Raw genomic sequence first — 19,911 nt, forward strand, 5'->3', positions numbered from 1 at the left:
GCGATATCGACGACCACACGGAAAGCCGCTCGTGTCCAGGTTGTAAGCGCCGTCGGCGGCGCGGCGGTCGCCGGGGCCGCGCCTTGGCCGCTCCCGCACCCGGCGAATCTCAGCCCGCAGACCAGGGCCGCGAGAATCGCCTTGGCACGCATCGTCAATGTGCTCGCGTCAGCGCGCCGCGGCGGCGTTCGTACTCTTCCTGGTCGATCTCACCGCGGGCGAACCGCTCGTCGAGGATCCGCCGGGCGGTGTCGCCCGGCCCCGGCGGCTGCGGTCCCCGGCGCGCGAGGACGACGACGAGGGCGACCAGCGCGGCGAGCACCAGCGCCATCAGCACGAGCATGCCGACGCCGCCGAACCAGCCCATGGTTCCGGAGTGGTACCAGTACGGCATGACCGGCTCCTTTCTAGTGAGCCTGGAAGTGCTTCGGGGGAGCTTCGAGCGGCTGCAGCACGTCGGCGAGGTCCCGGCGTGGGGTGGCGGGCAGCGGGTCGGCGTTGGCGGGGGCCCAGCCGACGCGCAGCACCATCTGCGGGAACGATCCGCCGGTGACGCGCTCGGCCACCGACTCGCGGACGTCGGGCAGTTCCAGCGGCTCGGTCAGCAGACATGAGGAAAGGCCGAACGCGGTGGCGGTCAGCAGGGCGGCGCTGGTCGCTTCGCCGGCGCGCAGCCGGGACATCCGGTCGTCGGAGGCGGTGCTCAGCACCAGCAAGACCGTCTCGTCGTCTTCAGCCTTGGCGTCGGGCGGCTGGGTGAGAAGCGGGTCGGCGAACGGGCGGGCCCGCAGGGCGCCCGGGGTGTCGTCCGGGGCCGGGGTGTTGCGGGCGGGGACGCCGTCGGGGGAGAAGTGGCGGCCGCTCCAGGCGGCCAGTTCGGTCCGGTAAGCGGGATCGGCTTCGTGTCGCCGCGACGCTTCTTCGATCGCGATCGCGAGGTCGTAGCGCGCCGAGTTTTCGGTGACCTGCAGCACGGTGCCTTCCAGCGCCGCGGCCTTGGCCATGGCTTCGACGTGCCCGCCGGGCACGGTCCACGAGCTGTGCCGGCGCCGGTCGGTGCGGCGCCGGGGGATCGCGGCGGCCATCGCGACCTCGTCCTGCGTCGCCTCGTGCCGCTGCAGGGTGATCGCCGCGAGGTGGTCGGGCTCGTCCGGGTTGGGCAGGCGGTGCACCTCGGCGGTCCAGCCGAGTGCGGCGAAGGCGATCCGGAGATGGTGCAGGGCCGCGCCGCAGCTCAGGATCAGGTCGCGGCCGTCGGGGTCGGTTTCACGCAGCTGCCGGTCGGGGTCGGCGTAGAGGTGCAGCGAGCTGTGCCCGACCCGCCAGTCCCACGGCTGGGAGTTGTGCACCGACGGCGCGCGGATCGCCATGGCCACCGCGGTCTTGACGGTGAAGTCGTCCGGGAATGCTCGGTCCATCATCGGCCTGCCTCGTGGTCGGGGTGGTGTTCCGGTTCGACCCTCGCACTGTCCGCCGGGTCGCCGGGAGGGCCGGAATGCCTCTGGGCCGAGGACTTTCGGTGCTCGGGCAGCAGGGACACCACCGCCCGCCGGATCGACTCCCGCGGTATCCCGGTGGTGGTGAGCGGGTGGGCCTCCGGCCACGGGTCGGCGTCGGCGGCCATCCGGTGTGCGATCTGCGGGGTGGCATCGGAAAGGTCGGGGTTCCGGGCGGTGATCCGTTGCGCCGCGACCGTCTCCGGCACTTCGCACCGTACGGCGAGCACGGGGCTGCTCGCCCGTTCGGCGGCGTCGGCGGCGAGCCGGCGGTGCCGGGCGGCCGACCAGGACGCGTCGAGCACGACAGTCTCCCCGAGCGACAGCAGTGCTTCCGCCCGGCAAGCGAGCTCGGTGTACGTCGTGTCGGTGTGGCGGCTGTCGTACAGGCCCTGCCGGTAGCCTTCGGCGGCTCGGTGGGCGGGCGTCAGCCCGGCGAGCTCCTTGCGCAGCCGGTCCGACTGCAAGAGGGTGGCACCGAGCCAGTCGGCGAGCCCGCCGGCGACCGTGGACTTGCCGGTACCGGGGGCGCCGCCGACGAGGATCAGCCGGATCCGGCCGAGCCGCAGGTGCAGCAGCGCGATGTCGGCGTAGGCACGGGCCAGTCCGGCGGCCTCGGTGTCGCCCTGTGCCGAGCGCAGGCAGGCGACTTTGACCCGCACGAACGCGCGGTAGGCGAGGTAGTGGTGCAGCAGCGCCGGGGGAGCGGGGTCGCCGGAGAACTCGCGGTAGTCGGCGACCAGCTGCTCGGCCAGTTCGGGGGCGCCGAGCCGCTCGAGGTCCATCGCGAGAAAGGCGACGTCGTCCAGCACGTCGACGTGCCGGAGGTGGTCGTCGAATTCCAGGCAATCGAGCACGCGCGGGCCGTCGTCGAGGCAGAAGATGTCGTCGGCGAGCAGGTCGCCGTGGCCATCGACGATGTGCCCTTCGGCGATCCGGTGAGCGAACAGGGCCTCGCGGCCGGCGAGGAATTCCTCGGCGAGTGCTTCGATCTCGATAGCCGTGGCCGGGTCGAGCACGGTGCCTTGGAAGGGCTGGACCTGCGCGAAGCTGTCCCGCCACCGGCCCCGGACGGCGTCGCGGGTCTCATCGGCGTCGATCGCGGGGCCGCGTTCGGCACGCGCGTGGAAGGCGGCGAGCTGCCGGGCGAGCCGCCGGACCGTCGTGTGCAGGGGCGCGCCTCGGCGGACCAGGGTGGAGAGGCGGAGGTCTTCGGGCATCCGGCGCATGACGACGAGGTGGTCGCACACCGAGCCGTCCGGCCCGGTGACGTCGGAGACGCCGAGGTAGACGTCCGGCGCCAGCCGCCGGTTCAGCTCGACCTCCCGGTGGCACACCCGTTCGCGGGTCTCGCGCGCGGAGAAGTCGAGGAAGCCGAGGTCGACCGGCTTCTTGAGCTTGTAGGCGAGGTCTCCGAGCAGGAAGACGACGCCGATGTGGGTCTCGTGCACAGTGGCCCAGGGTGCGTCCATGCTCCCAGGATCTGCGTACGGCGGAGCACGGTGAAGGGCGTTAGGACCCCGGTCGAGCGCCGGAAGTCCCCGGTCGGGGACGAAAGTCACCGCGAGACGGGACCGCGGGCACCTGTCCCGGCTACCCGGAGCACTCACCATGGACCGGGACGGAAGGAGCACGTCGTGGACGAACCGGCGATCGTGGTCGAGGACCTGCGGGTCCGCCGTGGCGGGCACGAGGTCCTGCGCGGGATCGGGTGCACGATCCCGCGGGGAACGGTGACCGGTCTGCTCGGGCCCAACGGCTGTGGCAAGAGCACGCTGATGCGCTCGATCGTCGGTGTGCAGATCGTCGAGTCGGGTTCCGTGACCGTGCTGCGCCGCCCCGCCGGAAGCCCGGAGCTGCGCCGACGGATCGGCTACGCAACGCAGGAACCGGCGATCTACGGCGATCTCACGGTGACCGAGACCTTGCGCTACTTCGCTTCCGTGCTCGGGACCCGTCCGTCCGATGTGGACCGCGTGATCGCGGAGACCGGCCTGGAGGCCTCGGCCGGTACGCTCGTCGGCCGGTTGTCCGGCGGCCAGCGCGGCCGGGCCAACCTGGCCGTCGCGCTGCTCGGCACCCCCGAACTGCTGGTGCTCGACGAGCCGACCGTCGGGTCCGACCCGGAGCTGCGCGACGAGCTCTGGCAGCTGTTCCACGGCCTGGCCGCGGCCGGAGTCACCCTGCTGATCTCGAGCCACGTCATGGACGAGGCCGCCCGGTGCGACGAGCTTCTCCTGCTGCACCAAGGCAAACTGCTCGCTCAGGACACTCCGGACGGGCTGCGGGCGCGGACCGGCGCGGATGACCTCGAGCAGGCATTCCTGCGGCTGATCAAGGGCCGGGAAGGAGCGACGCGATGAGTGCCGCGATCACGTTCGCCACCACCCGCCGGATCCTCACCCAGCTGCGGCACGACCCGCGCACGGTCGCGCTCATGATCGGCGTGCCGAGCCTGCTGATGATCCTGCTGCGGTACGTCCTGAACTCCGAGCAGCGGTTCAGCGGGATCGCCCCGGCGCTGCTGGGGATCTTCCCGTTCACGATCATGTTCCTGCTCACCTCCGTCACCACCCTGCGCGAACGCACCACCGGGACACTCGAGCGCCTGATGACGATGCCGATCGGCAAATTCGACCTGCTCCTCGGCTACGCGCTGGCGTTCGGCCTGCTCGCCACCCTGCAGGTGGTCGTCGCCGCGGGGATCTCCCTGACCTGGCTCGGCCTGGAGATCGCCGGCTCGGTCTGGGTGCTGCTGCTCATCGTGGTGCTGGACGCGCTGCTCGGGACCGCGCTCGGGCTGTTCGTCAGCGCGTTCGCCCGCACCGAGTTCCAGGCGATCCAGTTCCTGCCGGTATTCGTGCTGCCGCAGTTCCTGCTGTGCGGCCTGTTCGTCCCGCGCGATGAGATGGGCTGGCTGCTCAACGCGGTGTCGGACGCGCTGCCGCTGTCCTACGCGGTGGACGCCCTCACCCACGTGACCCGCTCGGACACGATCGACGGCACGCTGGTCCGCAACGTGGCGATCATCGCCGGCTGCGCGGTCCTCGCCCTGCTGCTGGGCGCGGCCACCCTCCGGCGGCGAACCCCTTGAGACCGTCTGCCGTACCGGGTGTCCTGCGGATCCGACCGTTCCGCCGGTTGTGGCTCGTCCTCGCGGTCTCCTCCGTCGGGGACTGGCTCGGCCTGCTCGCCACGTCGGCCTTCGCCGCGGGGCGTTTCGACGATCCGGTCGCCCAGGGCGCGGCCTTCGCGGTGTCATCGCGGTGCGCCTGCTGCCCGCCCTGGTGCTCGGTCCGCTGGCGGGAGTGCTGGCCGACCGGTTCGACCGCCGCCACACCATGATCGGCTGCGATCTCCTGCGGTTCGCGCTGTTCGCGTCCATCCCGGCGGTCGGGTTGGTCGTGGCCGACCGCGGTGCCGTCGTCGGCTGGGCCGCGGTCACGACCTTCCTGATCGAGGCCCTCGCCATGGTGTGGTCGCCGGCCCGCGACGCCGCGATCCCCACGCTGGTCCCGCGCGAGCAGCTGGAGGCGGCCAACCGGCTGTCCCTGGCGACCACATACGGCGTGACGCCGGTCGTGGCGGCCCTGGCCATGGCGGGGCTGCACGGGCTGGCGCACCTCGTCTTCGCCGGTCCGGCACCGGCGTGGGGCGATCCGGTCACGGCCGCGCTCTTCCTGAGCGCCGTGACGTTCCTGGTCAACGCGGCTGTGCTCGCGATGGGCATCCGCGAGCTGAGCGGCCGGGGCCGGGTCCGGGCCCACCCGGGTATCCGGCGTGAACTGGGCGAGGCGTGGGGATACATCCGCCGGACGCCGTCGGTGCGCGGCGTGGTCGCCGGGATCCTGGTCGCGTTCGCCGGAGCCGGAGCCGGCGTCGTGATCGGTGCGGTGCAGCGGTACTCGCAGGTCGTCGGGGGTGGGGACGTCGTCTTCGCGCTCCTGTTCGCGGCGTTGTTCGCCGGGATGGCGCTCGGCGTGGTAGGTGGTCCGGCGCTCGTGCACGCATTCTCGCGCCGTCGCTGGTTCGCGTTGTCCATCGCCCTCGCCGGGATCTCCGTGGCAGTGCCGGCCTTGGCGCCCGGCCTCGGCACGGCCGCGGCGGCTTGCGTGGGCACCGGTGCCGGCGCGGGCATGGCGTTCCTCGTCGGCTGGACGCTGCTGGGCGGCGAGGTCGGCGACGAGCTGCGCGGCCGGGTGTTCGGCTTCGTGGAGGCGGGCGGGCGGGTCGCCCTGCTGACGACGATCGCCGTCGCGAGCGTGCTCGTCGGTCTCGGTGAAGTCCCGCCGGGAATCCCGGCGGCCCGCGTGGTGCTGTTCGCCGCCGGGGTGGCGGTCCTCGCGGCCGGCCTGGTCGGGTTGCGGCGGATCGACGACCTCCCGGGCGTCCCGGTGCTGCCGGACCTGTTCCGGGCCGTGCGACGCCCCGGTGACGAAAGTCCCTCCGATCGGGGTCGAACGACGCCATCCCGCCGCGGCCGCGGATCGTACGGTCGGGATGTGGGGGAGGCGGTCCGACCGGGCCGGTGCACGTTCCGAGGCGATGGAGGGTGATTCCCCTGCTGACCGGTATCGACCGTGAATACGGGCTGCTGTGCGGGCTGACCGGCTACCTGGCCGCGGTGGGCGCCGCGGTCGGCGTCGGCGACGAGTCCTGCACCGTGGACCTCGGCACCCCCGTGTCGGGTTACGTCGCCCTGGACGTGCGGCTGGCCCGCCACCCGGGCCGGGACATGGCCCTGCTGTGGGACGAGCACCACGGGTGGGCGTTCGCCATGGAGACCCATTCCGGCGAGGACCTGCTGGTGCTCGCCTACCTCGGCGGCGACCTCGTGCCGGTGCCGTCCCGCGTCTCCCGGTTCGTGGCCGGCCTCCGCTCCACGGGCGGCCCGGTCGCGGCGCCCGTTCCGCCGGACCTGCGCGGCGACCCCGGCGAACTGGTGGCCCGGTTGCTGCGCTATCGCCGCGACGAGTGGGCGGCGGGCGGCCCGTTCCTGCGCCGGGCGGGTTGATCCGGATGTCCACTGTGGAGGGAAGGTCCTGGACGGCCGCCGAGAGCGACGTGCTGGTCCGGTCGATGACGCGCGCGCCGTCGGTGCACAACATCCAGCCGTGGCTACTGGAGATCGAGCCGGACGAACTGCGGGTGCGCGCCCCTCGTCGAGGAAGGTCCGGCGGTAACCGTCGGGTGCGGCGATCTCCACCGCCCGGGCGGTGGAGATCCCGAGCCGCCGAGCCGTGTGGTGCGGCGGGCTGGGGGCCCGGTGAGTGCAGGCCGCCCTGCCGACGACGCACATCGTCTGCCACCTGACCGCGCTGCGCCGGGCCCAGCCGCTCGTGCACGTCGGCCGGCGTTCGACCTCAGTGAGGTGGCCGACGAGACGCCGCCCGACGTGAGCTCGACTCCTGATCCGGCCGTGCGGCCCCTGTTGATCAGCGGGGAAGCCGGCGCCTTCCCTGCGCAAAGTCGTGGTGATCCTCGAGCGCGCCCTCACGGGTCGCGGATGCCTCGGGGGCGCCCTGGTGATCTCCGTGTCAAAGGCCGACGGGGCTCGCGGGTGCCGGTGTTCCGGTGGGCTCCGTCGGGGCAGGGGCGCCGGGCTCGTCGCCGCCGGTGTCGAGGCGTGTCGTCGAGTCCCCACGCGGCGCCGGTTCCGCCGCCGATCAGGATCGCGAGGACGAGGTGGTGCGGGATGGCGAGCAGCCACCACTTGACCAGCACCAGCCCGCGGGAGAGCCGTTCGGGGTGGCCGGGTAGCCGGGTTCTTCGCGGAGGCTGAACGGCGGGTAGCGGTCGGTGCCGAGGACGCCGTAGCCGTAGTAGGCCACCCGCCAGCTCCACCGCAGAACCCCGACGTTGAAGTCGAAGATCTTCCGCGGGTACCGAGCGGAGACCAGGATCGCGAAGAACGCTCCGACGCCGAGCACCCAGAACGCGGCCCAGAGCGCGATGAGCACCAGCACGTGCGGGACGAGCAGCAGCCACTTCACCAGCCAGAGCCCGCGAGACAGCGGGTCGTCCAGCGCTGCCCGGACGCGTACGGGTAGGTCCGGTCCGGCGTACCGGGATGTCGGGGATCCGGACGGATCGGTTCGGTCATGGCCTGCCCCAATTCTGTACGTGGACAAAAGGGGTCGCCCAGGCCCCCGGCGGACTCTGGGTGAGCGGGCCATCCTCGACGCGGCAGTGGCCGTGCTCGCCGGACGCGGTGCGGACGCGGTCACGATCCGGGGGATCGCGGCCCGGGTCGGTGTCGCGCCCAACGCGGTGTACACCTATTTCCCGGACAAGGCGGCGGTGGTGCGGGGTCTGGCGGAGCACCTGCTCGGCCGCGTCGACCACGATCGGTTCACCGATCCCTCGCAGCCGCGGCGGGAGCTCGTCCGGGCTCTCGCGCTCGAACTGCGGACGAAGTTGCCGGCCCACCCCGGTTCGGTGCACCTCATGCTCGGCCACCCGCCCGACGGCCCCCACACGTGGGCCGTGCGCGAAACCCTGCTGGCCGTCCTGGCCGACGCCGGCCTGGGGCCGGGGGACGCCGCCGATGCGTCCCACCTGATCGACGTGCACATCCTCGGCTCGGTCGCGGTCGAAGCGGCCGCGGGACCGGAGGGGTCGGCCGTCGCGGCGGCCCGGTTTCGCTGGGGCCTCGAGCAGTTGCTCGACGGACTCGCCGCATACGCCGTGCCCGCCGGCGTCGAACGGCCCGCCCCGCGCTGAGCGACGGTGTGGTCATCGCTGCCCGGTTTTCCCGAGCCGGTGGGGCGGGGGTTCGGCCGGTGAGAGGTCGGGCGTCCGATCGGTGGGGGTGAGCAGTTCGGCGTAGCGGCCCAGCATGCGTTCGTTGACGCGGCGGTAGAACTCCGGGAGGGTGGCGGTCCGGCCTTCGTGGAAGGCCAGGAACTGCGGATCGGATCGCAGCATTCCCAGGATGCGCCGGAAACTCGCGATGTCGGAGCGGAAGCCCGCGGTGCGCGCCCGGTGGACGTAGCCGATGACGCGGTTGGACGTGGTCCGCAGGCGCCGTCGCAGCATCGCGGGGGACGCGGCGTGCGTGTAGAGCTCGATGAGCTTTCCGTAGTAGGTGATCGGGTCGTAGTGCTTGATCGTCGTCACCAGGTAGGGCGCGTAGTAGAAGTTGAACGGCATGGTGGCCAGGATCCGGCCGGTGGCGGTGAGTTCGTCGTGCAGCGGGGTGCCGCCGAAGGGCACCGGGATGTTGATCGTCGGATAGGCGAACGGGGCCAGGTCCATGAACCGCTTGGTCAGCTCGACGGGTTCGTCGCCCTGGTCGGTGTCGAGCCCGAACATGAAATTTGCTTGCAGGTACGGCACGTTCTCGGCCAATTGCGCGAAGTGCGCGGCGACGCGTTCGACCTTCGCGGTCCCGCCGGTCCGGCCGACACCGGCTTTGTTCGAGTAGTCGGTCCAGGATTCGACGCCCGGCGCCACCATGGCGCAGTTCGTTTCCTTCAGCCGCCGGGGCCGGTCGCCGCGCAGCACCGTGAGCGAGCTTTCGATGATGTAGGGCGGCCGTTCGCCGGGAGGCTGGGCTTCCAGAGTTTCGAAGACCTGGTCGAACTTCACGGCGAAGTTGGGGTCGTGGAACACGATCAGCCGGTTCGGCAGGTGCCGGGCCAGGTACCGCAGGTCGGCCTCGAGCCGGTCGGCCGGGAGCGGGCGGTAGGTGCTGTTCCAGTCGATGCAGAAGTCGCACCGGTACGGGCACCCCATGCTGGCGAGCATGGGCACCGCCGACAGCAGCAGCGGTTTGCGTCCCCAGAAGAAGGCCGACGCGCGTATTTCGGGCATCCGTTCTTCGACGGTCGGCACGTCGTCGAACGGGCGGCCGGCCGAGATGACGGTGCCCGGGTCGAACTGCCCGGACAGGATGTCGGCGACCAGCTCCGGGTCGCATTCGCGGACGACCAGGTCGAAGAACCGCAGGCAGTCCACCGGGAACGCCTTGGCGTGCGGGCCGCCGATCACCGTGCGGACACCGGCCCGGCGGTAGAGCTTCGCCAGCGCGTAGGCGAGGTGGCTGACCTGCGTGTAGCAGGAGATGAACACCACGTCCAGGTCGGTGGGCAGCAGGCGGTGCGGCCGGCCGCGGCCGTAGTAGGTGGCGTAGAAGGTTTCGTGCCCTTGCTTGCGGCACCAGACCGAGATGGCCTGCGGGGTGATGCTCGCGTACTGCTTGGTGATGAACAGCTGGTAGGCGAAGTCCACCGGGCGCCGCGCAGGTGGACCGAGAAGATCGAGGATTCCGACTCGCACCGCGTGGTCCTCTCGGAAAGCCGGCCGGGCCGGCCGGAACACGATCAGCGAGGAGCTGAGGGCGGCGTTACCGGGGACTGGGGCGAACGCGGCGATCAGTGCTGACTATACGCCCGAACCGGCTTCGAACCAGCCGCCGCTGAGGAGATCGGCGCAGCCTTGGGTCGCGCGGAAGAAAGCCCTGCCGGGCGTTGCTTGTCCGTCGCGTCTTCTCGGCGCGTAGGCTGACCGCAAGTGCCCCGGACCCCGGTGCGACGACCAGTCGACCCGAGGGGCCTGTCATGGCACGCGTCGATCTTGCCCGTCAAGGCCTGCCCACCCGGCTGCCCGCCCGGTGCCACCGGCTCTTCGGGCTCGGCCTGGCGGGGCTGACGAAGCTCGCAGCGCGCCTGTCCGACGACTCCGGGGCCGGGCACGTCGCGCGCGGCCGCGTCCTGCACGACCGGCTGGTCGGTGTCGCCGGGCACGAGGGCGTCCGCCGGTTCGTCGCCGGTGTCCTGGCGGGGAACGCGGTCGCCGGACGGGCCTTCGCCGTGCGCTCCCGGAACGGTGAGCCGCGATGACCACCCGGGTGGGCGTCGAGCCGGCCGCCTCCGCGGAACCGCAACCGGATGCCCGGGAACCCGTCGCGCGGTTGCTGCGCGACCTCCGTACCACCACCGAAGGGCTGACTTCGCGGGAAGCCGCCCGCCGGCTGCTGGCCCGGGGCCCGAACGAGCTGCCCTCGCACCGGTCCCGGCAGTGGCCGCTCGCCCTGCTGCGCCAGGTGATCCACCCGCTCGCGCTGCTGCTCTGGGTGGCGGCGGCCCTGTCCTGGTTCGCGGGCACCACCAGCCTGGCGTACGCGATCGTCGGCGTGATCGTGCTGAACGGCGTCCTCGCCTTCGTCCAGGAACAGCAGGCCGAGCGGGCCGTCGACGCGCTCGGTGCGTACCTGCCCGCGCAGGCGTCCGCGCTGCGCGACGGCCGGCCGCGGCCCGTGCCGGTGCGCGAACTGGTCCCGGGCGACGTCCTGCTGATCGCCGAGGGCGACCGGGTCCCCGCGGACGTGCGGCTCGTCGACGGCGTCCTCGAGGTGGACGCCTCGATGCTGACCGGCGAGCCGGGGCCGGTGACCCGCACGGCCGACGCGGTCGACGACGCCGATCGTGCCCTCGACTCGCCGGTGCTGGTGTTCAGCGGCACCGCCTGCGTCGGCGGTGCCGCCCGGGGCGTGGTCCACGCCACCGGACGGCACACCGAGATCGGGCGGATCGCCGCGCTGACCGCGGGGGTCGGCCACGAGGAGAGCCCGCTGGAACGGCAGGTCCGGCGGGTGGCCTGGCTCATCGCCGGCGTCGCGCTCGCCGTCGGGATCGGCTTCCTGCCGCTGGGCGTCGCGGCGGGCCTGTCGTGGCCGGCCGCGTTCGTGTTCGCGATCGGCCTGCTGGTGGCGAACGTGCCGGAAGGGCTCCTGCCGACGATCACGCTGGCGCTGGCCGGCGGGGTGCGTTCGATGGCGAAGTCCGGCGCGCTCGTCAAACGGCTGTCGGCGGTGGAGACCCTCGGGTCGACGACGGTGATCTGCACCGACAAGACCGGGACGCTCACCCGCAACGCCATGCACGTCGTGGAGGCGCGTGACCCGGCGGGGGAGCCGCTGACCGCATCCGCGCCGCTGGCCGAAACCCTCGCCCGGTGCAGCACCGCCGACCTCGAATCGCGCACCGGAGACCCGACCGAGCTGGCCCTGCTCGAGTTCGCGGCCGCGAGCGGTGTGCGGCTCGACGCGTCCACAAGGGACGCCAACCGGGTGGTGCTGTACCCGTTCGACCCCCGGCTCAAGATGATGTCCACAGTAGACGGCGCGCACGCCGGGCCTCGGATGCGCGACACGAAAGGCGCACCCGAGCAGGTGGTTCCCCGCTGCGTGACCGCCCTCGACGCGGCCGGTCACGAGGTCGGCCTGACCGAGCCGCGCCGGGCCCGGATCACCGCGCTGGTGGACGAGATGGCCGGCCGCGGGCTCCGGGTGCTGGCCGTCGCCGACGGACCGGTGCCCGGCGAGGTCCCGCTCACCCGCGACGCGGCCGAATCCGGGTTGCGCCTGCTCGGCCTCGTCGGGCTGGCCGACCCGCCGCGTCCGGAAGTCGCCGGCGCCGTCGCGGCGTGCCACTCGGCCGGGATCACCGTGCACGTGGTGACCGGGGACAACGGGCTGACCGCGGCGGAGATCGCGCGCCAGGTGGGGATCCGCGTGAGCCGCGTCATCGACGGCGGCGAACTGCTCGCGATGCCGGAGGCGGAGCTGGACGCGGCGCTGGCGACCGGGGAGGAGCTGGTGTTCGCCCGGGTGGCGCCCGAGGACAAGCTGCGGATCGCCGACGCGCTGCGCCACGGCGGCGCGGTCGTCGCGATGACCGGCGACGGCGTGAACGACGCGCCCGCGCTCCGGCGGGCGGACATCGGCGTCGCGATGGGGGCCGGCGGAACGGACGTCGCCAAGGAGGCGGCGACCGTCGTGCTCACCGACGACAACTTCGCCACGATCGTCGCGGGCGTCCGCGAAGGCCGCCGGGTCTACGACAACGTCCGCAAGTTCGTGCTGTACATCTTCGCGCACGCCGTCCCCGAAGTACTGCCGTTCCTGTTGTTCGCGATCTCGGGCGGAGCGATCCCGCTGCCGCTGACCGTGCTGCAGATCCTGGCGATCGACCTCGGCACCGAAACCCTGCCCGCACTCGCCCTCGGGCGTGAGCCGGCCGAACCCGGCTTGATGGACCGGCGTCCCCGCAGCCGGTCCGAGGGGGTCGTCTCCGGGCGGATGCTGCTGCGCGCCTGGGGAATCATGGGCCTGCTCTCGGGAATCCTGGTGCTGGCCGCCTTCTTCGCGGTCCTGTACGAAGCCGGCTGGCACTACGGTGCCGACGTCTCGGCCGGCGCTGCGCTGCACCACGCCTACCTGCAGGCCACCACGGCGAGTTTCGCCGCGATCGTGTTCTGCCAGCTCGGTACCGCCTTCGCCGCGCGCACCCAGCGGGCGTCGCTGCGGTCGGTCGGGCTCACCACGAACCGGCTGCTGCTGGCCGGCCTGGCCTTCGAGCTGGCGTTCGCCGCGGCCCTGATCTACGTCCCGGCGCTGCAGCCGGTGTTCGGCACCGCCGCGCTGCCCGCCTGGGTGATCGCGCTGCTGCTGCCGATGCCGCTGCTCGTGTGGGGTGCCGACGAGGTGTTCCGCTGGGCGGGGCGCCGGCACGCCAGGGGCGTCCGATGAGAGTGCTCACGGTGAACCCGGGCTCGTCGAGCGTCAAGCTGTCGGTCGTCGAGGACGGCCGGGAGGTGGACCGGGCCACGGTCGCCGCCGCATCCGCCGCGCGGGCCCGGCAGCCGCTGGCCGACCTGGTGGTCCGGCGGCATCCGATCGACGCGGCCGGGGTCCGGTTCGTGCACGGCGGCTTGAGCACCGACCCGGTGCCGCTGGACCACGCGGAAACCGCGCGGCTGACCGCGTTGACCCCGCTGGCGCCGCTGCACCAGCCGCTGTCGCTGGAACTGGCCGAGCTGGTCGCCGAAGTCGTGCCGGGCCCGGTGTACGCGTGTTTCGACACCGCTTTCCACGCCCGGATGCCGGAATCCGCGGCGCACTACGCGCTGCCGAGGAGCTGGGTTCGCGAGCACGAGCTGCGGCGTTACGGCTTCCACGGTCTCTCCTGCGCGTCCGCCCTGCGCCGCACGGCCGAGCTGCTCGACCGGGAACCCGCCGGGCTTCGGCTGGTCTGCTGCCACATCGGGGCCGGCGTTTCGGTGACCGCCGTCCGCGACGGCCACGGCGTGGACACGTCGATGGGCTTCACCCCGCTGGAAGGGGCGGTGATGGCCACCCGCTCCGGCAGCGTCGACCCGGGCCTGCTGCTGTACCTGCTGCGCTCCGGCGTCACCGACGCGGCCGGGCTCGACGACGCGCTCGACCGGGGGAGCGGCCTGGCCGGGATGACCGGCACCGGCGGTGACGTGCGGGACGTGCTGGCCGCGCGGGACCGCGGCGACCCGGACGCCCGCACCGCGATCGAGGTCTACCTGCACCGGCTGCGCCGGGAGATCGGCGCGATGGTGGCGTCTTTGGACCGGCTGGACGCGCTGGTGTTCACCGGCGGCGTCGCCGAACACCAGCCGGCCTTGCTGGCCGAGCTCTGCGAGCGGCTGGGGTCTTCGGGGTGCGGGCCGATTCCGGGCGCCTGGCCGCTGACGGCGACCGGGAGGTCGGCCGGGCGCACGGGGCCGTGCGGGTGCTGGTCGTGTCCGCGCGGGAGGGCCTGGAGATCGCCCGGCAGACGACCCTGGCGATGGCCGCCCGGGCCGCGGGTGCCGGTGGACCCCGCGATCGGTGACGAACGGCCGCAGCGCGCCCGGCGGGCACGCCCCTAGCGTGAAGGCCGACGGAAGAGGAGTTCGATGCAAGCACGCGACATCATGAGCAGCCCCGTCGTCACCGTGACCCCGGGCATGACGGTGAAGTACGCCGCGAACCTGTTGTCCGCCCACGGCTTCACCGCGCTCCCGGTCCTCGACGACGACGGCCGGCTCGTCGGCGTGGTGACCGAGGCTGACCTCGTGCGGGACCGGTTCCCGCGCGACGCCCGGTACCACCCGGCCGACGGCACCGGCCCGGACGAGCCGCCCGAGCCACCGGCCGGGACCGTCGGCGGCGTGATGACCACCCCGGCGGTCGGGATGGGCGCGGGCACCGACGTGGTCGACCTGGTGCGCGTCCTGCTCGAAGACCGGATCCGCAGCATGCCGATCGTCGACGGCGCCCACGTCGTCGGCATCGTCACCCGGCGCGACCTCGTCCGGGCGCTCGCCCGCGACGACGAGGTCATTTCGGCCGACGTGCGCCACCAGCTGTCGATCTACGGCGGGCCGGCGCGCTGGACCGTCGCGGTGCACGGCGGCGAGGTCGACGTCGTGGACGCGTTCGACGACGAGACCGACCGGCACGTCGCGACCGTGCTGGCCCAGGCCGTGCCCGGGGTGACCGCGGTCCGCGTGAGCGGTACCAGCCCGGCCGGCTGACCGGCCGGCCCGACCCACCTGGCGGAAGGCCACGGCGATGCAGCAGACCACGACCTCGACCGGCACCACGACCACGACCACAGCTTCGGCGTACGAGGAGCACGAGCGGGACCTGGACCTGAGGTGGTGGGCCGCGGCGAACTACCTGACCGCCGCCCAGATCTACTTGCAGGACAACCCGTTGCTGCGCGAGCCCCTCTCGGTGGAGGACATCAAGCCGCGCCTGCTCGGGCACTGGGGCACCAGCCCCGGGCTGTCGATGATCTACACCCTGCTCAACCGGCTCATCCGCGACACCGGCGCCGACTGCGTCTACGTCGCCGGTCCCGGCCACGGCGGGCCGGCCCTGCTCGCGAACGCCTACCTCGAAGGCACCTACGGCGAGGCGTACCCCGCCGTCTCCGCCGACGTCGCCGGGCTGACCCGGCTGGTGCGGCAGTTCTCCACGCCCGGGGGCGTGCCGAGCCACGTCGGCGTCCAGACGCCCGGCAGCATCCACGAGGGCGGCGAACTCGGCTACTCCCTGGCCCACGCCGCGGGCGCCGCGTTCGACCACCCGGACCTGATCGTGGCCTGCGTGGTCGGGGACGGTGAGGCGGAGACCGGGCCGCTGGCGGGGTCCTGGAAGATCCCCGCCTTCCTCAACGCCCGCCGCGACGGTGCCGTGCTGCCGATCCTGCACCTCAACGGGTACAAGATCGCCGGGCCCACCGTGCTCGGCCGGGCCGACGACACCGACGTTCTCGGGTTGCTGACGGCGCAGGGCTGGGACCCGGTCGTCGTGGCCGGGGACGACCCCGCCGCGGTGTTCACGGACCTGCACCACGCCCTGACCGCGGCGCACGACCGGATCCGGGACAACCAGCGGCGGGCGCGCACGGGCTCGGCCGAGCCGTTCCGGCCGGTCCGCTGGCCGGCGATCGTCCTGCGCACGCCGAAGGGCTGGACCGGCCCGAAGGTCGTCGACGGCGTCGTCGTCGAAGGCACGTTCCGGGCGCACCAGGTACCGCTGACCCTGGTCCGGGAGGACGTCGGACACTTCCGGTTGCTGGAGCGGTGGCTGCGGTCCTACGCGCCGGAAACCCTGTTCGACGCCACTGGACGGCTCGTCCCGGAACTGAGGGCGCTCGCCCCCGCAGGTGACAAGCGGATGTCCGCCAGCCCGTACGCCAACGGCGGCCGGCTGCTGCACCGGCTCGACATCCCCGCCCTGGCGCCGTACGCCGTCAGCGTGCCGACGCCTGGTGTCGTGCACCACGGCAACACCCGTCCGTTCGGTGAGCTGCTGCGCGACGTCTACCGCGCCAATACGCGGGAATCCGACGGCGGCGGCACGTTCCGCCTGTTCTGCCCGGACGAAACGGCCAGCAACCGGCTCGGCGCCGTCTTCGAGGCCACCGACCGGTGCCTGCAGGCACCGATCCTCACCACCGACGACCACGTATCACCCGAGGGCCGGGTCATGGAGGTGCTCTCGGAACACCTGTGCCAAGGCTGGCTGGAGGGTTACCTGCTGTCGGGCCGGCACGGCGTGTTCGCGACCTACGAAGCGTTCGCGATGGTCTCGGCCTCCATGCTGATCCAGCACGCCAAGTGGCTGCAGCACGCCGCGGACCTGCCGTGGCGGCGTTCGATCGCCTCGCTCAACGTGTTGTTGACCTCGACCTGCTGGCGCAACGACAACAACGGTTTCTCGCACCAGGGACCGGGCCTGATCGACATCGCCATCCCGCTGGCGCCCGCTGTCGTGCGCGTCTGGTTCCCGCCGGACGCCAACACCACGCTGTCGGTGGCGGAGCACTGCCTGCGCAGCCGCGACCACGTCAACCTGATCGTCGCCGACAAGCAGGAGCACCTGCAGTACCTCGACCTCGAGGAAGCGGCCGCGCACTGCGCCGCGGGAGCGTCCACATGGGACTGGGCCGGTACCGAGACGGCCGACGGCGAACCCGACATCGTGCTCGCCGCCGCCGGTGACGTGCCGACGCTGGAGGTCCTGGCCGCGGCCCGGCTGCTCCGCGACCACGTCCCGTACCTGCGGGTGCGGGTGGTCAACGTGGTCGACCTGATGGGCCTGCTCCCGCCCGCCGACCACCCGCACGGGTTCGGCGAGCGGAAGTTCGAGCGGCTGTTCACCGCTGCCACCGACGTGGTGTTCGCCTTCCACGGCTATCCCCGGGCTGTGCACCAGTTGCTGCACGGCCGCCCCGAGCCGGGCCGGTTCCACGTCCGCGGTTACACCGAGCAGGGCACCACCACGACGCCGTTCGACATGGTCGTGCTCAACCGGATGAGCCGCTACCACCTCGCCCTCGAAGCACTGCGCAGGTCCGCCCGGGTCCCCGAAGGCGGCGCGACACTGGCCGAGCACTGCCACGCCATGCTGACCCGCCACCACGGCTACATCCGCGAGCACTTCGAGGACATGCCGGAAATCCGCGGCTGGACCTGGGCCGGCTGACCGGACGCCGGTTCGGCTCGGGAGCCGTGGAACGCCCGCATTCGCCTGCCCCGAAAGGAAGTTGGGCTGAACGATCAGGCTCACCGGTACCGGGGCGCGGTATGCTGAGCAGGACAGCGCCGAAGTGCCGAGTCCCCGCTCTTGCGACGACCGACAGCCGATGACCGAACGTCCGCACCGGACCCGTGCAGTGTCCGACGTGGCGAGAGCCGGACGGCGATGCATTGGAGCGAACCCATGAAACTCAGCGCGCTGGCCACCCGCCGTCGGCACGACCTCGCAGCGGAACCGTTGGTGCTGATCATGTTCGGCCCGCACGGGACACCGTCGCTCCCGGCCGGGCTGAAGCTGTCGGAGAAGCTGATCGGCCGGACCGCGATCCTGGCTCTGGACGGTGAATTCGACCTGTACACCGCACCCGAGGTCGACCGGGCCCTCGACCTGATCCTGCGCCGGGCCCCGCGGCGGCTCGTGGTGGACCTTTCGCAGGTCAGTTTCCTGAATTCGGCGGGCCTCGAGGTGCTGCTCGCCTGCCACCGGCGCGCCGCCCCGCGGACCGATCTGCGCATCGTCGCGACGACGCGATCGACCTGGCGGCCGCTGCAAATCGCGCGGCTGCACCAAACCCTGGTGATCCACTCCTCGCGCGCGGCCGCCGTCGCCGCCCCGGTGTCCAGGGAGCCGCGCGCCAGGACGCCGTGACCGTCGTCTCCGGTATGTCGTTCCGCGGAGGGACAGGGACCGCGGCCGAGCCTGTGCCGGCGAACAAGCATCCTCGCGGCGAGCGTCACGCGGGCAAGGTCGCTTTCGAAGTCACGGTTCGCAGCGCGCCCCGCAGCAGGCGGGCGATCTGGGGGGACGTCCAGCCGGTGCGGGTGGCGAGTTCGGCCGTCGTGAGGTGCTCCACCGCCGTCGACCACAAGGCGAATCGCTGGCGGGGCGGCAGCAGCGCCACTTCGTCGAGCAGTACCGCGTCCCGCAGTGCCGCGTCCAGCCGTGGCCGATCGATCCGCCGGCCCAGGACGTCACGCAGCTCCACCAGGACGCGGGTGCGGACCTGCCGTCCGGCGTCCACGCTCGCCGGTGACCGGTCGGCATCCGGTTGCGCGCCAAGGATCCTGCTGCACAGTGCGGCGCTCGTCCGCCGGGAATGGCCTGTCTGGCACGCGACCCGGTAGACCAGCGTCAGCATCCGGCCGGGCAGATCGACCTCCGCGGATTCCCGCTCCCGCACCGGGACGGCCGCCGAGGACCGGGAGCGGCTCCCGGTCGTCATCCGTTCGCCTCCGGCCGCGCCGACTCCGCCGCCAGGTGGTTCAGCAGCCAGACGAGTTCCGCGGCGTCGATGACCCCGGCGTCCGCGGCGCGGACCCAGGCGTCGGCCGCTCGCCGGGTGAATTCGCGCGTGAGGAGGGGGTGGGTCGCGGGCTGGACGCTGGTCATCGGCTGCTCCCGGTGGACGGGTGACGCGTGTTCGGCCACCGGGGTCCGGGGTTGCCGTGACGTGCTGCTCTTCCGAATCCTAGGCCGACTTCCGCCGGCGAGCGATTCGGTGACCGACAGTCCGCCTCCGGCGGCAGTCGCGGCTGGTGCGCCCGGCGTTTCGCCTCGCGGCCGGGTTCAGCCGAATGGAGCAGCGGTACCGCCGGGTGGGGGCGGGGAACCCGCAGGATTGGTCTCTTCGGCGCAGTTGATGTGACACAAGGCCCTAGCTGTCACCCCTGCCTCGACCGGATGCTGGGGACACGGAGAGCAACACGCGGACGGCGGGTGGAGTCGTCACACCGCCTCCGCGTCACTGGGGGCTCAGTCGCACGTCGTGCTCGCCGCCTCCGAGAATCTCCGGCCCCTGAACGATTCCCTGGTTCACGAGTGCACGAAGGAGTCATCATGGTCACCCACCACTATCCGCGCGGCCCGGATCTGTTCGCCGGGCTCGGTTCCGGCGAACGCCGGCAGGCCCGCGCCGTCGAGGCGAACCGTCGCGCCGATCCGGTGTTCGTCGATCCGAGCGGGCGCCGGCGGCTGCTGGTTCGCGGTTCGGCCGGGGTACTGGCCGTCGCGGGGGTCGCGTTCATCGCGGGTACCGGGCTGTTACTGGCCAACGAGCCGGCGACGTCCGCCGCCGGCGACGCCGAGTCCAATTCCGCGCCGGGCGCCCTTCCGGCCGTCCCGGGTGCGGGGCGGCAGCCGGCCGCCGTCGCGGGAAAGCAGCAGCCGCCGGGGACGGGCTGGAATCCCGGGCCGCGGGTCGCCATCCCCGCGAACGTCCTTCCCTTGTCCGCGGTAACGGGCGGCGCCGTGCCAGGGGGACAGCAGCCCGCAGGCGGAGCGCAGAGCGGCACGAGCGGCCCCGCGGTGGCGCCGCCGCCGGGGAACCAGGCGGCCGCCGGCCCGGCGCCGGCGAAGCGGGCCGATCCCGTTCCGCCCGCGCAGCCCGCAGCCGTGGTTCCGCCGGTCGCGGTGGTTCCGCCCGTGGTCGTGCCGCCACCCGCTCCGGCGGTGGTGGCGCCGGTCGTGACCGTCGTCCCTCCCGTGATCGAGGTCGTCGGCGGTGTGGTCGCACCCGTGACCGGGGCGGTCGGCTCGCTTCTCGGTAACCTGCTGTGACCGGGCGCCGGA

The 19,911-nt window shown here is 72.7% G+C and carries 18 protein-coding genes and 1 pseudogene; 12 read left to right on the top strand and 7 right to left on the bottom strand.

Annotated elements, in window-relative coordinates; all coding sequences use genetic code 11:
* Window positions 1-154: 154 nt before the first annotated feature.
* Genes AA23TX_RS33055 through AA23TX_RS33065 form a run of 3 tightly spaced genes read right to left on the bottom strand, consistent with a single transcriptional unit; the run spans window position 155 to window position 2,968 of the window.
* On the bottom strand, window positions 155-394 hold the full coding sequence (locus AA23TX_RS33055) for an SHOCT domain-containing protein (RefSeq protein ID WP_196425638.1): 240 nt from the start codon (window positions 392-394) through the stop codon (window positions 155-157).
* Between the two features lie 13 nt (window positions 395-407).
* Window positions 408-1,418 (bottom strand): Acg family FMN-binding oxidoreductase, encoded by a 1,011-nt coding sequence (locus AA23TX_RS33060; RefSeq protein WP_155546643.1) that lies wholly within the window; start codon window positions 1,416-1,418, stop codon window positions 408-410.
* On the bottom strand, window positions 1,418-2,968 hold the full coding sequence (locus tag AA23TX_RS33065) for a bifunctional aminoglycoside phosphotransferase/ATP-binding protein (protein WP_155546644.1): 1,551 nt from the start codon (window positions 2,966-2,968) through the stop codon (window positions 1,418-1,420). The genes AA23TX_RS33060 and AA23TX_RS33065 overlap by 1 nt, the downstream gene beginning before the upstream one ends.
* A 165-nt stretch (window positions 2,969-3,133) precedes the next feature.
* Here AA23TX_RS33065 and AA23TX_RS33070 point away from each other — a divergent pair, with 165 nt between their 5' ends.
* The 4 genes from AA23TX_RS33070 to AA23TX_RS33085 all read left to right on the top strand — a co-directional run bounded on the left by AA23TX_RS33070 (window position 3,134) and on the right by AA23TX_RS33085 (window position 6,510).
* A complete protein-coding gene (locus tag AA23TX_RS33070) occupies window positions 3,134-3,859 on the top strand; it encodes an ABC transporter ATP-binding protein (RefSeq protein ID WP_155546645.1) in 726 nt (241 codons plus the stop codon).
* On the top strand, window positions 3,856-4,590 hold the full coding sequence (locus AA23TX_RS33075) for an ABC transporter permease (RefSeq protein WP_155546646.1): 735 nt from the start codon (window positions 3,856-3,858) through the stop codon (window positions 4,588-4,590). Before AA23TX_RS33070 ends, AA23TX_RS33075 begins: the two co-directional genes overlap by 4 nt.
* 172 nt (window positions 4,591-4,762) lie before the next feature.
* Window positions 4,763-6,052 carry an MFS transporter gene (locus AA23TX_RS33080; RefSeq protein WP_196425639.1) on the top strand — a complete coding sequence of 430 codons (1,290 nt, stop codon included), beginning with the start codon at window positions 4,763-4,765 and terminating at the stop codon, window positions 6,050-6,052.
* Window positions 6,049-6,510: a DUF6292 family protein gene (locus tag AA23TX_RS33085; protein ID WP_155546648.1), complete on the top strand. Its 462-nt coding sequence runs from the start codon at window positions 6,049-6,051 to the stop codon at window positions 6,508-6,510. Before AA23TX_RS33080 ends, AA23TX_RS33085 begins: the two co-directional genes overlap by 4 nt.
* A gap of 614 nt (window positions 6,511-7,124) precedes the next feature.
* Here the strand turns inward: AA23TX_RS33085 and AA23TX_RS50435 are convergent.
* A pseudogene (locus AA23TX_RS50435) lies at window positions 7,125-7,522 on the bottom strand (DUF4389 domain-containing protein); the annotation flags it as partial.
* Here AA23TX_RS50435 and AA23TX_RS33095 point away from each other — a divergent pair.
* Window positions 7,449-8,219, top strand: coding sequence for a TetR/AcrR family transcriptional regulator (locus AA23TX_RS33095; protein ID WP_277875437.1), 771 nt, complete (start codon window positions 7,449-7,451; stop codon window positions 8,217-8,219). The pseudogene AA23TX_RS50435 and the gene AA23TX_RS33095 overlap by 74 nt on opposite strands.
* A 12-nt stretch (window positions 8,220-8,231) precedes the next feature.
* Here the strand turns inward: AA23TX_RS33095 and AA23TX_RS33100 are convergent, their stop codons facing one another.
* Window positions 8,232-9,776: a B12-binding domain-containing radical SAM protein gene (locus tag AA23TX_RS33100; RefSeq protein WP_155546650.1), complete on the bottom strand. Its 1,545-nt coding sequence runs from the start codon at window positions 9,774-9,776 to the stop codon at window positions 8,232-8,234.
* Between the two features lie 281 nt (window positions 9,777-10,057).
* Between AA23TX_RS33100 and AA23TX_RS33105 the strand changes: the two genes are divergently transcribed.
* The 6 genes from AA23TX_RS33105 to AA23TX_RS33130 all read left to right on the top strand — a co-directional run bounded on the left by AA23TX_RS33105 (window position 10,058) and on the right by AA23TX_RS33130 (window position 17,991).
* Window positions 10,058-10,339, top strand: a complete 282-nt coding sequence (locus AA23TX_RS33105; protein ID WP_155546651.1) for a hypothetical protein — start codon at window positions 10,058-10,060, stop codon at window positions 10,337-10,339.
* Entirely contained in the window at window positions 10,336-13,029 is a 2,694-nt protein-coding gene (locus AA23TX_RS33110; RefSeq protein ID WP_155546652.1) for a cation-translocating P-type ATPase, read from the top strand. Before AA23TX_RS33105 ends, AA23TX_RS33110 begins: the two co-directional genes overlap by 4 nt.
* A complete protein-coding gene (locus AA23TX_RS33115) occupies window positions 13,026-14,180 on the top strand; it encodes an acetate/propionate family kinase (RefSeq protein WP_155546653.1) in 1,155 nt (384 codons plus the stop codon). Before AA23TX_RS33110 ends, AA23TX_RS33115 begins: the two co-directional genes overlap by 4 nt.
* A 27-nt stretch (window positions 14,181-14,207) precedes the next feature.
* The gene (locus AA23TX_RS33120) at window positions 14,208-14,828 is read left to right on the top strand and encodes a CBS domain-containing protein (protein WP_155546654.1); all 621 of its coding nucleotides are present in this window, start codon (window positions 14,208-14,210) and stop codon (window positions 14,826-14,828) included.
* Window positions 14,829-14,865: 37 nt separating this feature from the next.
* The gene (locus AA23TX_RS33125) at window positions 14,866-17,289 is read left to right on the top strand and encodes a phosphoketolase family protein (RefSeq protein ID WP_155546655.1); all 2,424 of its coding nucleotides are present in this window, start codon (window positions 14,866-14,868) and stop codon (window positions 17,287-17,289) included.
* 237 nt (window positions 17,290-17,526) lie between these two features.
* Complete coding sequence (locus AA23TX_RS33130) at window positions 17,527-17,991, top strand: STAS domain-containing protein (protein ID WP_230862837.1); 465 nt, start codon at window positions 17,527-17,529, stop codon at window positions 17,989-17,991.
* An 85-nt stretch (window positions 17,992-18,076) separates the two neighbouring features.
* Here the strand turns inward: AA23TX_RS33130 and AA23TX_RS33135 are convergent, their stop codons facing one another.
* On the bottom strand, window positions 18,077-18,565 hold the full coding sequence (locus AA23TX_RS33135) for a sigma-70 RNA polymerase sigma factor region 4 domain-containing protein (protein WP_155546657.1): 489 nt from the start codon (window positions 18,563-18,565) through the stop codon (window positions 18,077-18,079).
* A complete protein-coding gene (locus AA23TX_RS33140) occupies window positions 18,562-18,732 on the bottom strand; it encodes a hypothetical protein (RefSeq protein ID WP_155546658.1) in 171 nt (56 codons plus the stop codon). Before AA23TX_RS33140 ends, AA23TX_RS33135 begins: the two co-directional genes overlap by 4 nt.
* A 447-nt stretch (window positions 18,733-19,179) precedes the next feature.
* Between AA23TX_RS33140 and AA23TX_RS33145 the strand changes: the two genes are divergently transcribed.
* The gene (locus tag AA23TX_RS33145; protein WP_155546659.1) at window positions 19,180-19,899 is read left to right on the top strand and encodes a hypothetical protein; all 720 of its coding nucleotides are present in this window, start codon (window positions 19,180-19,182) and stop codon (window positions 19,897-19,899) included.
* The last annotated feature ends 12 nt before the right edge of the window (window positions 19,900-19,911 follow it).

The organism is Amycolatopsis camponoti, from assembly GCF_902497555.1.
Classification (GTDB): Bacteria; Actinomycetota; Actinomycetes; order Mycobacteriales; family Pseudonocardiaceae; genus Amycolatopsis; species Amycolatopsis camponoti.

What these genes read in the sequence shown, in the direction of transcription:
- AA23TX_RS33055 (WP_196425638.1), bottom strand. Translation starts at nt 394, where the DNA reads ATGCCGTACTGGTACCACTCCGGAACCATGGGCTGGTTCGGCGGCGTC.
- AA23TX_RS33060 (WP_155546643.1), bottom strand. Translation starts at nt 1,418, where the DNA reads ATGGACCGAGCATTCCCGGACGACTTCACCGTCAAGACCGCGGTGGCC.
- AA23TX_RS33065 (WP_155546644.1), bottom strand. Translation starts at nt 2,968, where the DNA reads ATGGACGCACCCTGGGCCACTGTGCACGAGACCCACATCGGCGTCGTC.
- AA23TX_RS33075 (WP_155546646.1), top strand. Translation starts at nt 3,856, where the DNA reads ATGAGTGCCGCGATCACGTTCGCCACCACCCGCCGGATCCTCACCCAG.
- AA23TX_RS33095 (WP_277875437.1), top strand. Translation starts at nt 7,449, where the DNA reads ATGAGCACCAGCACGTGCGGGACGAGCAGCAGCCACTTCACCAGCCAG.
- AA23TX_RS33105 (WP_155546651.1), top strand. Translation starts at nt 10,058, where the DNA reads ATGGCACGCGTCGATCTTGCCCGTCAAGGCCTGCCCACCCGGCTGCCC.
- AA23TX_RS33110 (WP_155546652.1), top strand. Translation starts at nt 10,336, where the DNA reads ATGACCACCCGGGTGGGCGTCGAGCCGGCCGCCTCCGCGGAACCGCAA.
- AA23TX_RS33115 (WP_155546653.1), top strand. Translation starts at nt 13,026, where the DNA reads ATGAGAGTGCTCACGGTGAACCCGGGCTCGTCGAGCGTCAAGCTGTCG.
- AA23TX_RS33120 (WP_155546654.1), top strand. Translation starts at nt 14,208, where the DNA reads ATGCAAGCACGCGACATCATGAGCAGCCCCGTCGTCACCGTGACCCCG.
- AA23TX_RS33125 (WP_155546655.1), top strand. Translation starts at nt 14,866, where the DNA reads ATGCAGCAGACCACGACCTCGACCGGCACCACGACCACGACCACAGCT.
- AA23TX_RS33130 (WP_230862837.1), top strand. Translation starts at nt 17,527, where the DNA reads ATGAAACTCAGCGCGCTGGCCACCCGCCGTCGGCACGACCTCGCAGCG.
- AA23TX_RS33135 (WP_155546657.1), bottom strand. Translation starts at nt 18,565, where the DNA reads ATGACGACCGGGAGCCGCTCCCGGTCCTCGGCGGCCGTCCCGGTGCGG.
- AA23TX_RS33140 (WP_155546658.1), bottom strand. Translation starts at nt 18,732, where the DNA reads ATGACCAGCGTCCAGCCCGCGACCCACCCCCTCCTCACGCGCGAATTC.
- AA23TX_RS33145 (WP_155546659.1), top strand. Translation starts at nt 19,180, where the DNA reads ATGGTCACCCACCACTATCCGCGCGGCCCGGATCTGTTCGCCGGGCTC.